Genomic DNA, 14,931 nt, shown 5'->3' on the forward strand with positions numbered 1-14,931 from the left:
ACTGTAATCAGCCGGCCTGTCCCTGTAGACTAGCATAGTGGTGCCCCTCTTGAAGCAGACTTTGGTGATCCCCCTGTTCGACAATCACGCCTTCTTTCATGACAAAAATGATGTCCGCATCCTCAACAGTAGATAAGCGATGGGCGATCAAAATGGTAGTTCGTCCCTCCATCAACTGCTGTAGTGCCTTCTGCACCCAATGCTCCGATTCCGCGTCGAGTGCTGAAGTAGCTTCATCAAGCAGCAGAATTGGCGCGTTTTTGAGCAGCGCCCGGGCAATTGCAATCCGCTGCCGTTGTCCCCCAGACAGGGATGCGCCCCGCTCCCCCACAGGAGTCTGATACTGTTCAGGCAGCTCCTCGATAAAGTGATGAGCATATGCGGCTTTAGCAGCTGCTACTACTTCTTCATGGGTAGCTTGCGGATTGCCGTAACGAATATTTTCTTCAATTGTACCCGTAAATAAAAACGCTTCTTGAGGAACGTATGCAATCAACTGACGTATTTCCGCAAGCGTATATTGACCAAAAGGTTTGCCCTGAATTCGAATATCTCCCCGATCGATCGGATAAAAGCCAAGCAGCAGTTTAATTAATGTACTCTTTCCACTGCCGCTGCTGCCAACAATCGCCGCTACTTGCCCAGGAAGTACCTGCATGGACACGTTGCATATAACAGGTGCTTCTGCATGATAGGCGAACTCAACCTCATTTAATTCCACCGCTGCTTCCGTCACAGATGTACTCGCATCATTTCCCATTCGCCGTGGTTCTTCCTCTTCCGCCAGCATTTCCTCGATCCGTTGTGCACCTGCCAAAGAATTTTGCACAAGTGACAACGTAGTTCCAAAGTTCATAAAAGAATGCGTCAAATGAATTTGCAGCACAGCTAAGGCTGCAACAGCTCCCATACTCATCATTCCATACGCATACAACAAGCTTCCAATGACAATAATTCCACAAAATGTAATGTAGCTCACAAAATGATTAACAGCTGCCAGCATTCCTTTTTTGTGGGCAATTTGTTGAGCAACCTGTGTCACTTCTTCATTTAAAGTTTCGTATTGCGTATAAATGGGACGTATGCGGAACAGCTTTACGAGTTGAATACCCGCTATAAAGTCCGTGAACTTCTCCGTCAGCTTGGCAGTTGTTTGCAAGGAGTGATCATACATCGCACGCACCGTATTAACGAAACGAGTGCTAATATAAAAGGATGCGAGTAAAATAAGCAGCGATACACATGCAAATTGCCAATGCACGACAAACATCATCACAATGGAACCAATGCTAATCATTATTTCCAGCAGCATCGCAAACAAGATGCCACAGTAAGTAGTTTCTAACGTTGATACATCATTGTTCATACGGGAAAGGAACTCCCCGTTATGCGTTCGCTCCAAAAAGGATGCCTTTAGCCTGCATAACTTTTGATACATCCGTTCACGGATGCTGACGAGTGTCAGCTCAACACTGCGATGAAACAAGTAGGTAAACGGTGGTGAGAGAATATTAAGCAGTAAAATCGAGCCTCCCAAAATGTACAACGCCTGGTACATAAGCGAAATATCCTTTGATTCCGCATAGTTCACCAAACTTTGGACCACAAGGCTGAAGGATAAAATAAACAAGGTATTGGCAGCGCCACTTGTCAGCATACCGACATAATATTGAAATTTGCGCTTCCTGCTCATAAAGTTCATCATGCTAATGACTTCTTTTGCGTATCCGATCAACTCAGGAGCTTTCATATGCTGACCGCCTCCTTTCCTTCTGCCGGTGCGGCCACAAACTGTTGGTGATATAGCCGTGCATATGTTCCGCCCTGTTCCAGCAATTGAGTATGGCTGCCCGCCTCTACGATCTGGCCATTTTCCATCACCCATATTTCATCCGCATGCTGAATGGTAGACAAACGATGTGCGATCACGATCGTGGTCCGGTCCTTCATCAGGACATTTAGCGCTTCTTGAACTAACATTTCCGTCTCCGTGTCTAGTGCCGAGGTAGGCTCATCCAGCAGCAGAATAGGCGCATCCTTAAGAATGGCACGCGCTATGGCAATCCGCTGTCGTTGACCGCCAGACAACAACCCGCCCCTTTCGCCCACATCAGTCTGGTACCCTTCCGCCAACTCCATAATAAAGGAATGAGCATTGGCTAGCTTGGCTGACGCTATGATGTCATGTAACGTTGCATGTGGATGACCATACCCAATGTTGTCCGAAATGGTACCGCTGAACAAATACGAATCTTGGGTAACGACGGATAAATGGGAGCGCAGTTCCTCTGGATTGCAGTCATGAAGTGACTCCCCAAAAATACGAATCGTTCCATGTTCTGCTGCGAGTGGATAGAAGCCGCATATTAATTTAATGACCGTGCTTTTCCCCCCGCCGCTCGCGCCAACTAAAGCCACGGTTTTCCCCTGATCAATCGTAAAGCTTAAGTCTTGCAGCAGCGGTGTCCCCTTATCATAAGCAAAGCTGACTTGTTCAAATGCAACCGGCGGCGCCGCAGAGATACTAATTGTACTTCCCTCTTGGCGCTCAACTGGCTGCTTTACGATCTCATATACTCGTTTTAACGCCCCGCTCATTTCAAACGTATGGGTAATTAGCGTCGGGATATTTTGCAGCGGTTCGAGACACAAATTAAGAAGATATAAAAAAGCGATCAATTCACCTGTACTGAACAATCCTTTAGAGATTAAATAGCTCCCGTACAACACCGCAAATACGACCGGACTAATCATTAACGTAAACAAAATCGGGGTAACAATCGCTTCCCGTTTGCTTACTGCCAGCCGCTTTTGCAAAGTAAATTGAAGGAGTGATTGATAGGAACGAAACAGCAATCCTTGCAGCAAGTAGCTTTTGACGAGTGCCATCCCCCCGAGTGTATCCTGGAGAATAACATTCATTTGTCCTGTGCTCGCTTGTGCTTCCTCTGTAAGTTGTTGCAGTTGCTTGCCGATCCACTGTGCAACAAACAAAGAGATCGGTACAAGCAGCAAGCTAAGCAGCACCAGTTCCCATCTAATCCATAACAAATAACTAAAACAGCCAATAAACAACAGTGGATGATAAAACCACTGCGGCAAGTCACGAATCATAAACTGATTAATGAGTTGGACGTCATTAGTAAGGCGGGATACCATGTCGCCTGAATGCTGTTTTTCTAAATAATGAATCGGCAGCTGCCCAATATGGTGCATCGTATAATTGCGTAGATCCCGCATGGCCCGTGCGCCGCCTTTTTCGACACCATACACCATAAAATATTTTGCCGGAACACCAACTGCAATGACAATGAGTACCATATATACCGTGTTTACAACTAGTTGGCTTTCTCCTTGTTCAGCTTTTGTCGTAAGCTGTTGTATTAAGTTCCCTGTCCATATTTCGATCACCGCTGCTGCTACAGCTGCTATAATACCGGCAATCATCCAGCCTTTGTGTGACTTCACGAATGATATCAACCACATGACTGATTTCCATAGGGTCAACATGCCTTTTTGTTTTTGCATGACCACTCCATTGTCTCCCCTTTTCCAAACCATAGTCGTGGAAGGATACTTGCAAACCGATCGGTGTCTGGACTAATACGTGTTTGATCGGCTTGCAAGTATTTAGTATCAATTTGTGTGTATACGAATGCCAACCAGCAGCATCACGACATTATCTTATCGGCAGCCTGCTCTTGCGCTTGTTTCACAATCTGATGAATAATGGTGCGAATAACATGAACGTTGCTTTCCAAATATGGTGGCTGCAATATATCTTCATGCTCACCGCTAAGGGAATGTTCGACATAGTCGCCTTGCGTTGCTTCTTTCCATAGTGCTGTTGTAATTTGGTCCGGTTGGTTCACTTCAGACGGTGCAGCTAAGAATGCGTGAATATTGGCCGCCACAACACCAGAATTAATAACCTCCACTCCATAAGACCAATACGTCCGCATTTTATGTTTAACCCGCTCGCGCAAGGATGGATTAAGCAGCAGCATCTGCTTGAGGTCCTCCACGCCATCCAGCATGTCATCCATATCGTCCTCGAACTCGTCCACCACATGTACAGACAGCTTTCTCAAGGAATCAAGCATTAAAATGTCCGAAACAAAGTAGCCTCTTCGTTCCATCGCTTTGGCAACTTCAAAGGTTAAATTCCCACCAAGGGAATAACCTAACAAGACGTAGGGTGACTCTGGCTGGATTGAAATGATCGTATCTACATAACGATTCAGCATGTCATCCCAGTTAGACGCGTCATCAATAAAATCGATGCCATACAGCACACATTCATGTTCCAACTGCTTGGCAAGCTCCAAATAAGTGAGCCCGTAACCTAATCCTGGAGGGAAGCAGAATACGTTGACAGCACCATTTGTATTTAATTTGACAAACGGACTGCTAATCTGCCCTGCAAATTCGGACTTGAGCAGTTCCATAGCCATTTCTTCAATGGTTGGCCGCTGGAATACGCTGTGCAGCGGAATTTGGACGCCTGTTACGTTGAATATGCGCTCTACTAATTGCATCAGGCTTAAAGAATGTCCGCCCAGTTCGAAAAAGTTATCTTTGACACTAATCAGTTCAAGTCCTAGCGCTTCTTGCCAAATATGTGCCAACTGCACTTCTTGTGGCGTACGTGGCGCCACAAATTCCGCACCTGTTTGCACGTGCTCTTCAGGAGCAGGAAGTGCTTTTCGATTGACCTTTCCATTTGGTGACAAAGGCATCTTATCTAACTGTACAAAGTACGACGGAATCATGTAACTAGGCAGCTCGTGGGCCAATGTGATTCTCAGCTCGCCTCCAGTAGTAGGCCGTTCAGCTACGTAATACGCAGCCAATCGCTTCTCCCCAAGACTCGTTTCCTGTACCGTCACTATTGCCTCTTGGACAAATTGTTGCTGCAGTAAATGAGCCTCGATCTCACCTAGTTCGATCCGATAACCACGAATTTTCACTTGGTCGTCAATGCGTCCTACATATTCAATCGTGCCGTCCGGCAACCATCTTGCCAAGTCGCCTGAACGGTACATCCGTTCTCCCGGAACAAACGGATGATCTACAAACTTTGCAGCCGTCAAATCTGCACGGTTCAAGTAACCTTTAGCTACTCCGTCTCCTGCAATACACAACTCTCCCGTTACTCCAATTGGTTGAGGGTTGTTATGTTGATCCAAAATATAAATGCTTGTATTGCTAATCGGGCGACCGATCGGAATCGTTACCGCACCGTCTGCTATTTCGTTAATATCATAACTAGTTGCAAATACAGTCGCTTCTGTTGGGCCATATACATGCTTAATTTTGCCCGGACCAAGATGCTGCAAAGCTTTGCGTGCATGGCTGACCGATACACGCTCACCTCCGAAGAGGATGGCACGAATGTGACGCAAACATTGTGGTTTCATATCAACAAGTACATTAAAATAAGCTGTCGTAATAAACATGACTGTAATTTGCTCGCTATCAATTAAATCAGCCAGCAATCCTACATCCAGCAACGTATTTCGAGATATTAGAACCAGCTTGGCCCCGTTCAGCAGCGCACCAAATATGTCAAATGTAGATCCATCAAACGCATAGCTGGACAGTTGAAGCACAACATCTTCGGCTTGAATGTTGATGTAATTCGTATGCTGTACAACTCTTACAATATTACGATGTGTGGTCAGATTCCCCTTCGGCATACCTGTTGTTCCAGAAGTGTAAATGACATAGGCTAAGTCAGAGGCACCATTGTGCTGCTCCGGATTAGAGCCGTCAACATGGTAAGAAGCCTCATCTTCAAGCGTAATGATATCGCAGCTCAGTGGGATGTTCGCTTCTAATTGGCGCTGAACGACCATCATACGTATGCCAGAATCCTCCATCATGTAACGGATGCGGTCTTCTGGATATTCAGGATCAATTGGAACGTAGGCTCCGCCAGCCTTCAAAATCGCCATAATAGCGACAATCATTTCTGGCGAACGTTCTGTCATTAGCCCTACCATGCTGCCCACGCTGACACCTTTAGCCCTTAATGTTCTGGCTAAGCGATTAGCACGCTCGTTTAGCTCGCTGTACGATAGCGTTTCTTCCCCGAACGAAACAGCTACTGCCTCTGGAGTACAAAGCACCTGTTCTTCAAACAAATGCTGAATCGTTTTGCTACGTGGGTAATCTGTAGTTGTTTGGTTAAATGTGTGGAGCACCCGTTCCTTCTCTTCAGCAGTCGTCAGTTGAAGCTCAGACAGCTTCAGTTCCGGCTTTTGTAGGATGGCTATAATCAGTTGTTGAAAATGAAGACACATACGTTCCGCCGTTTCTCGCGTATACATAGACGTTGCATAACTTAGCCCGCACAATATTCCTTCTGTGCTCTCTTCGGCATGAAAAGTTAAGTCAAACTTGGCGATTGTATGCTGATGCGGATAAGGCTGAATTTGCAGCCCATCGAACTCAATAGTTCCACGTTCAGTATTTTCCAAGCTAAACATCGTATCAAATAGCGGATTACGGCTCATATCACGAGCAGTCTGCACTTTTTCCACTATGTTTTCGAATGGATAGTCCTGATGCTCAAAGGCTTCTAGGGTGGAGTCCTTCACTTCTGCCAATAAGTCAAGGAATGTTTTCTCACGGGTTGGATAATTACGAATCGCCAGTGTATTTACAAACATACCTAGCAGCGGCTCCAAATCAGGATGATTACGGCCAGCAATTGGAGATCCGACAATAATGTCTTCTTGCCCTGTATATTTATGAAGCAGCGCTGTGTAAGCAGTGAGCAGGACCATATATAACGTGGCCCCATGATCAGCTGCCAGCTTGCCTAGCTGCTCATGCTGCTCCTTACTAAGTGTTAATAAGGCGACATCACCGCTAAATTGCTGGACTGGCGGGCGAACATAATCAGTAGGAAGCTCCAATACAGGCAATTCGCCAGCTAACCGCTCCAGCCAATAGCTCTCTTGGCGTGCTAGTCTGCTGCTATAGGCTGCGGATTGCTGCCATGCAGCATAATCTTTGTACTGAATACGCAGCTCTGGCAGTTGCTCACCTGCGTACAGTTGGGCAAATTCATGGACCAAGTTGCCCATCGTCACGCCATCCGAAATAATGTGATGCATGTCAAACATCAAAACATGACGCTCATCTTCAAGCTGTACCAGGCCCACTCGCAGCAAAGGTGCCTGACTCAGATCGAAAGCTCGCACAAATGACTGTATGAAAGACTCAAGCTGATTTTCCGACGCCACAATGTATTCCATACGGAATGCAACGTCACTCTGAATGGATTGAACAGGTTCACCCGCGTACATCTCAAAACTTGTTCGCAGTGTCTCATGCCGTGATATCAATTGCTGGAATGCCGTCTGGAAGCGATCGCGGTTCAGCGGCCCTTCAAGCAGCAGTATTCCTGGCATATTGTAGCTTAGCTCTGCCCCATCCAGTTGGCTCAAAATGTACAAACGTTTTTGTGCCGACGACAGCGGATAGTACGCTTGCTCTGGTGCCAGCGGAATAGCTGCATATTGCTGCAGCTCCATGCCTGCCACCGCTTGTGCCATTTCCTCAACTGTCGGATGCTGGAACACGACGCGCAGCGGGAAGTTCACATTCATCTCTTTATACAGTCGGCTCACCAAAGTAGTCGCTCTTAACGAATGACCACCTAGTTCAAAGAAGTTGTCTTTTACGCCTACACGAGTCACGCCGAGTACGTCCTGCCAAATACGGGCAAGCTGCATCTCAACCGTAGTACGCGGCGCCACATATTGTGCTCCGGTTATACGAAAACGTGTCAGCACCAGCTTGGCCCCGCTGTCTGCCAGCATGTAGCGGATACGCGTTTCCGGATACTCTGGATCGATCGGGACAAAGGTGCCTCCTGCTTTCAGTACAGCCAATACGGCAACGACCATCTCAAGCGAGCGCTCCACCATAATGCCAACAGGCTGCTCGGCCGCAACACCACGCGCTTGCAGCGTTTGAGCCAACTGGTTCGCCTTTTGCTCCAGCTGCACATAGGTTAGCTGCTCGCTGCCAAACACAACCGCTGGCGCGTCAGGCGTGCGCTCCACCTGTGCTGCAAACAACTCGTGCACCGTGTTGTCACGCGGGTAAGCCATTGCGGTGTTGTTAAAGACCTCTTGCAATTGCTGCTTCTCTCCATCGGTTACGATCGGAAGCGAAGCGATAAGTGCTTGGGGGTTATTGATCATGCCTGCAATTAATTGCAGGAAGTGCTTAGACATTCGCTCAATGGTTTCTTCCTTATACAAGGCAGTAGCATACTCCATACTGCATCCGAGACCGTCCTCGTCTTCGGTCACGGTCAAATTCAGGTCGAATTTGGCCGTTCTGTATTCATTGGCAAAGGGCTTTACCAGCAGCCCATCCAGATCAAATTCACGCTTCTCCGTATTCTCGAGCGCAAACATCGTATCAAATACCGGATGACGGCTCAGATCTCTTGTAATGTGTACATTTTCTACTAAATCCTCAAACGGATAGTCCTGATGCTCAAATGCACCTAATGCCGTTTCTTTGACATCCTCCAAATAGGACAAAACCGTCTTCGTGCCTGTAGGGTAATTGCGAATCGCAAGTGTGTTAACAAACATCCCGATCAGCGGCTGCAAATCGCTGTGTGTTCTGCCTGCTATTGGCGTCCCGACGATAATGTCCTCTTGTCCCGAATACTTATGCAGCACGATCGTATAAGCCGCTAACAGCACCATATACAGCGTTGTCCTGCTATCAGCCGCAAGCTTGCGTAAACCAGCGCTTCGCTCTGCATCAATTTCAAATTCGAATATGGCACCTTCATGGCGCTTTACAGCAGGTCTTGCGTAATCTGTCGGCATTTCAAGCACGGGCAATGTTCCGTGCAGTGTCTGCATCCAGTAAGCTTCCTGCTGCTGCAATCGCTCCTGCTGTGCAGAGGACTGCTGCCATGCTGCATAATCCTTATACTGAATTTGAAGGGGATTAAGTTCTTGCTCGCTGTATAAGGCAACAAACTCCGCGATCATAATACCTATCGACGTACCGTCTGAAACGATATGGTGCATGTCAAACAAAAGAATATGACGCTCTGGCGCCAGCTCAATCAAACCTACTCGCAATAGTGGGGGGTGCTCCAGATCAAAGCTGCGTATAAACTGCTGCATACGTGCTGTACAATTTTCATCATCGGATTGCATCACTTCTATTGCGAACGGAACCTCCGTGTAGACTCGCTGAACAGGCTCGCCGTTTACCATTTCAAAGCCGGTACGCAGCGTCTCATGACGCGCAATCAATGTGCGGAATGCAGTTGCTAGCCGCTCCTTGTCAAGCGCTCCTTCAACCAGCATCGCACCGGGCATATTGTAGCTCTGTTCAGCCCCTTCCAGCTGATGCAAAATAAAGAGCCGCTTCTGCACAGAAGACAGTGGATAATAGTCACTGTCTTCAATTACAGGAATCGAGACATGTGCCTCCTGCTCGAGATTAGCGATAAACGCTGCAAGTGCCTCCAAGGTAGGGTAACGGAATACGTCACGCAGCGATAAGCTAATATTTTCTTCCTTATGCAGCTTGCTGACCAATGTAGTCGCCCGCAGCGAGTGTCCGCCGAGCTCGAAAAAATTGTCCTTCACGCCTACTTTTGTCAAGCCAAGCACGTCTTGCCAAATACGCGCAAGCAGTCTTTCATGAGCAGTTCGCGGCGCAACGTATTCCGTCTCCGCCTGCACGTAATCTTCTGGCGATGGCAGTGCTTTGCGGTCTACTTTACCATTGGTTGTAAGCGGCATCCGCTCAAGCGGAATCAAATAAGCTGGGATCATATAGCTCGGCAAATCTTGCGCAAGCAAACGTTTTAATTCACTTGGGGGGAGTGGACGATCCGCTACGTAATAGGCACATAATTGCTTCTCACTACTGTCACTGCCGCGAACAATAACGGTTGCCTTTAGTATCGATTCCACTTTCAGCAGTTGAGCCTCTACCTCACCAACCTCAATTCGAAATCCACGAATTTTAACTTGGTCATCGATTCTGCCTACGTATTCGACATTTCCATCAGGCAGCCATCTTGCCAAGTCTCCAGTCCGGTACATCCGTTCACCAGATATAAATGGATTTTGAACAAATTTCTCTGCTGTCAGATCAGGGCGATTCAAGTAACCACGGACGAGCCCTTCTCCCCCAACACATAATTCGCCAGCCACACCAATAGGCTGCAAAGCGTTCCGCTCATCCACGATATAAAGCGTTGTATTGCTAAGAGGACGTCCTATCGGAACGTTGACGGCGTCTTCTGGCACTTCATTTACATCGTACCAAGTGGCATAGACTGTACTTTCAGAAGGGCCGTAGGCGTGCTTCAGTTTACCTGGTCCAATCTGTTGTAGCGCTTTGCGTACATGGGCGACAGATACCCGTTCACCACCAAATAAAATGACGCGCACATCATTTAAGCAAGCGGTATTAACGTCCACAAGCACATTAAAATAGGCCGTTGTTATAAGCATTACTGAAATACGCTCACCAGTAATAAGTGCTGCCAGCTTAGTTGCGTCAAGCAGCGTCTCCTTCGGGACCAAAACCAAATGGGCACCATTTGTCAAAGCACCAAAAATGTCAAATGCCGACCCATCAAACGAGTAACTGGACAGTTGAAGCACCTTATCCTGTTCCGTAATTTCAATGTAGTTGGTATTCCGTGTAATCCGTACCAGATTACGATGCGACGTTAAATTCCCTTTCGGCTTCCCTGTCGTACCTGACGTGTAAATAACGCAAGCGAGACTTTCCGCAGCACTCAATGGTGCAAGATTGGAGCCGTCAGCGTTATACGATTGCTCATCATCCAGCAGCAGAAGGCAGCCTTCACCTGTCATGTCGGGTACGCGATTTTGCAAATGACGCTGTACCAGCTTTACGTGTGCCCCTGCATCTTCGAGCATGTAGCGAATCCGTTCTTCTGGATACTCCGGATCAATGGCAACATATGCCCCTCCTGCTTTCAGGACGGCCAACATCCCCACTATCATATCAAGAGAGCGTTCTGCCATCAGACCAACTAGCTTGTCACAACCTACTCCATTCGCACGAAGCGTCCTTGCCAATTGATTGGCACGGGCATTCAGTTCTCGATAGGTTAATCGTTTCTGTTCAAACGAAACCGCAATCGCCTCTGGCTGCTGTTGCACATGCTCCTCAAACAATCCGTGCAAAGTAGCCTGACGCGGATAATCCGTCCAGACGTCGTTAAATTGATAAAGGAGCTGATGCTGCTCTGCCTCGGATAAAAGCTCCACTTTACCAATTTCAAGCTCTGTTTGGAAAAGGACAGTTCGAAGGAGACGGTCATAATGTTCAGTTAATGTACTTAAATAATTAGCATCATACCGGGAGTTGTTGTAGCTGATATGCAGGTGGAGACCGTTCTGATCACGCTGGAAGTGGAACAATACTTCTACAGTTGCATCTAGCTTTACAGCGTCGGTATGTACAGAAGAATAGGTGACTATTGTATTAATAACTGGCAAGCCTCTGTTGTCATACTGCATACTTAGCTGCTGAACCATTTTGCGAAAAGGAATATGTTGATGATCTAACGCTTCCCCGATCGCGAACTTGATCTGTCCTAACAAGGATCGGAAATGACTATCACTGCTCACATCCGTCTTAATAATAAGAATCTCATCGGAGGTCGATGTCTCATCTAGTGATGATCCTACAGCAGGCATGCCAAGAAGAACGTGTTCTCGATGGGTATATTTATGAATAAGGCAAGCTATACCCGCAAACAGGATCATGTAAACAGCCATATCAGACCCATTTGCAAGGGAGAAGATTCGATCCGACAGCTCGGACGGGAGTGGATGCGTAATGACAGACAAGTCTGATTTCTGTTCTGAGCTTGTCGATTGGCTTGTTGTGCTGCTGTACGGCAAAATGCTCATGCTGTCCTCTGAATTAAACTTTGCTTTCCAATAAGCTTCTTCCTTATCGAACACCGACTTCATTTATGAACCTCTCCTATCCTATCTGATGAATAAAGCGGGAGTGTGTGCCTCTGTTGAGAGCAGACACCCCCGTTAAATGAGTAGTTCAATAAGTCCAAGTTAGGTTAAAATGCAAATTGTATCGTTTCGACCGCGCTTGTTTTGCCTGCGTCCTGCTCGCCACAGTTTAAATCCTTGATCTGAACTTGTGGGTTGTCACATATTTGGGTCAGGACTGCCACATAATCACGTACCATGCGGTGAATACCCGCCGCTTTAAATAGTTTGTTCGCGTACAGGAAGCTGCCTTTGATGACATCATTTTCTTCGGACACAGACAACGTCAGATCAAATTTGGCTTCTACTCCATTATCAATCGGATATGGTGAAATCGTTAATTGATCAATGTATCCCCCGCGCTCCTCCGTATTTTGCAGGACAAACATCGTATCAAAAATTGGATTACGGTTAGGCTCCCACTGCAAGTGGAGTCGTTCAACCAGCTCTTCAAACGGATAGTCTTGGTGCTCAAACGCTCCCAAAGTCGTTTCCTTAACTTCCGCAAGGAATGTTTGGAACGGCTTATCCCGGTTTGGATAATTGCGAATGGCAAGCGTGTTAATGAACATGCCGATTAAAGGCTCCAAATCAGCATGGTTACGGCCAGCCACTGGCGTACCGACAATAATATCTTCATGCCCGCTGTACTTGGACAGCAAGATCGAGTAAGCAGACAACAACACCATGTATAACGTGCTGCCATGATTAGCTGCCAATTGATTCAAGCGCTGTGTCATAACCGCATCAATCTCAAACTCGACTTGATCACCCTCGAAGCTGCGAACTGAAGGTCTGTCATAGTCTGTTGGCAGCTCTACAACAGGCAAGTCGCCTGCCAACATGTTGAGCCAGTAGCTTTCCTGCTGCTGTTGTGCTTGGCGATGCAGGTCTGACTGCTGCCACACCGCATAATCTTTATACTGCACACGCAGCGGCGTCCGTTCTTCATTCGCGTACAAGCTCGTAAACTCATCCACTAAATTACTCATTGACGCTCCATCAGAAATAATATGGTGCATGTCAAACATAAGAATGTGGCGCTCAGCTGTCAGCTCAATCAAGCCAACACGTAACAGTGGTGGTTGACTGAGCTCAAATTCACGGATGAAGCCGATGACCGTCTCGGCAGCATCTTGTTCCGCAACCTGCTTGTACTCAATAGTAAACTCCGTATTTCGATGTATGCGCTGCATAGGCTCACCGTTAACCATTTCGAAGCCCGTTCGCAGCGTCTCGTGCCGTGCAATCAATTTCAGAAATGCTGTCTGGAAGCGATCGCGGTTCAGAGGCCCTTCAAGCAGCAGTACACCTGGCATATTGTAGCTTAGCTCCGCCCCTTCCAGTTGGCTCAAAATGTACAAACGTTTTTGTGCGGATGACAGCGGATAGTACGCTTGCTCTGGTGCTAGCGGAATAGCTGCATATTGCTGCAGCTCCATGCCTGCCACCGCTTGTGCCATTTCCTCAACTGTCGGATGCTGGAACACGCCGCGCAGCGGGAAGTTCACATTCATCTCTTTATACAGTCGGCTCACCAAAGTAGTCGCTCTTAACGAATGACCGCCTAGTTCAAAGAAGTTGTCTTTTACGCCTACACGAGTCAAGCCGAGCACGTCCTGCCAAATACGGGCAAGCTGCATCTCAACCCCAGTACGCGGCGCCACATATTGTGCTCCGGTCTGCACACCGCCCTCTGGTGCTGGCAGCGCACGGCGATCAATTTTGCCGTTAGGCGTTAATGGCAGCCGCTCCAGTTGGACAAAGTACGATGGGATCATGTAGCCAGGCAGCTCCTGCGACAACGCTGTCCGCAGCTCACCTGCCGTTAACGTTCCTTCGGCTGTAAAATACGCGCAGAGCTGCTTTTGTCCTGCCTCGTCTTCCAATGCAAGCACTGTCGCTTCTTGCACTGAGCCCACACTTAACAGTTGGGACTCCACCTCGCCAAGCTCGATACGGAAACCACGAATCTTTACCTGATGGTCGCTGCGGCCGATATATTCAATGCTGCCATCAGCTAGCCAACGGGCTACATCTCCCGTGTTGTACAACCGTCCGCCTGCTGCTAACGGATGCGCAAGGAACTTCTCGTCCGTTAAATCCGGGCGGCCCCAATAACCGCGACCGACGCAATCGCCAGATACGTACAGTGCACCTGCAACCCCGATTGGCTGCTGCTCAAAGTTGTCATTTACGATGTAAATCTGGGTATTTGCGACTGGTTTGCCGATCGGTGGTAAACCGACCGCGATGGCTGTTGGCTGCATCGTATGTGTTGTTACCACATGTGTCTCTGACGGACCGTAATGGTTGTGCAAGCTAATGCCGAGCTTTTGCAAGCATGCTTGAACTTGCGGGGTGACAACTAATTGTTCACCAGCAGTAATGATATGCTCGACGCAGCGCGGGAAAGCTTCTGCCCACTCCGGCTCTGCAAAAATGAACTTCACAAACGCCACTGGCAAATACAGCACGTTAATGTGGTTGTGCTCGATTTCACGGAACAACTGCAACGGCTCTTTGCGTACTTCGTTGTCTACCATGTACAAGCAGCCACCGAACAACAGCGCGGAAAACATTTCTTGATAGCTCACATCAAAGCTGTTCGACGCGTATTGCAAAATGCGCGACGGCATCGGAATCGTCGTTTCTTGCTGCTGATAGTACAGCAAATTGACCATGTTGCGATGCTCCAGCATAACCCCTTTCGGATTGCCAGTCGTACCAGACGTGTAAATAATGTAGAGCAAGTCGGTCGCCTCATTAACGTTAGGCACGGCCGCACCTGTTCCCGTGTAGCTTGCCGCAGCATGCACATCAAGCTTGTCAACTTCATCCGGAATAAGCTCAAACAGCGACGCTTGTGTCAGCACCA

Annotated in this window: 4 protein-coding genes; all 4 read right to left on the reverse strand. The window is 47.8% G+C overall.

What is annotated here, in order from left to right:
• Positions 1-7: 7 nt before the first annotated feature.
• Positions 8-1,750: an ABC transporter ATP-binding protein gene (locus H509_RS0119520; protein ID WP_028546568.1), complete on the reverse strand. Its 1,743-nt coding sequence runs from the start codon at positions 1,748-1,750 to the stop codon at positions 8-10.
• Positions 1,747-3,561: an ABC transporter ATP-binding protein gene (locus tag H509_RS0119525; RefSeq protein ID WP_084159297.1), complete on the reverse strand. Its 1,815-nt coding sequence runs from the start codon at positions 3,559-3,561 to the stop codon at positions 1,747-1,749. The genes H509_RS0119520 and H509_RS0119525 overlap by 4 nt, the downstream gene beginning before the upstream one ends.
• A gap of 110 nt (positions 3,562-3,671) precedes the next feature.
• On the reverse strand, positions 3,672-12,017 hold the full coding sequence (locus tag H509_RS27340; RefSeq protein ID WP_028546570.1) for a non-ribosomal peptide synthetase: 8,346 nt from the start codon (positions 12,015-12,017) through the stop codon (positions 3,672-3,674).
• 104 nt (positions 12,018-12,121) lie between these two features.
• A partial coding sequence (locus tag H509_RS28045; RefSeq protein WP_211234358.1) for a condensation domain-containing protein occupies positions 12,122-14,931 on the reverse strand: 2,810 nt, incomplete at its 5' end.

Origin of the sequence: Paenibacillus taiwanensis DSM 18679, from assembly GCF_000425125.1 — a bacterium.
GTDB lineage: Bacteria > Bacillota > Bacilli > Paenibacillales > Paenibacillaceae > Paenibacillus_B > Paenibacillus_B taiwanensis.

Excerpts from the sequence above, each read along its gene's own strand:
- H509_RS27340 (WP_028546570.1), bottom strand. The coding sequence starts at position 12,017 with ATGAAGTCGGTGTTCGATAAGGAAGAAGCTTATTGGAAAGCAAAGTTT.
- H509_RS0119525 (WP_084159297.1), bottom strand. The coding sequence starts at position 3,561 with ATGGTTTGGAAAAGGGGAGACAATGGAGTGGTCATGCAAAAACAAAAA.
- H509_RS0119520 (WP_028546568.1), bottom strand. The coding sequence starts at position 1,750 with ATGAAAGCTCCTGAGTTGATCGGATACGCAAAAGAAGTCATTAGCATG.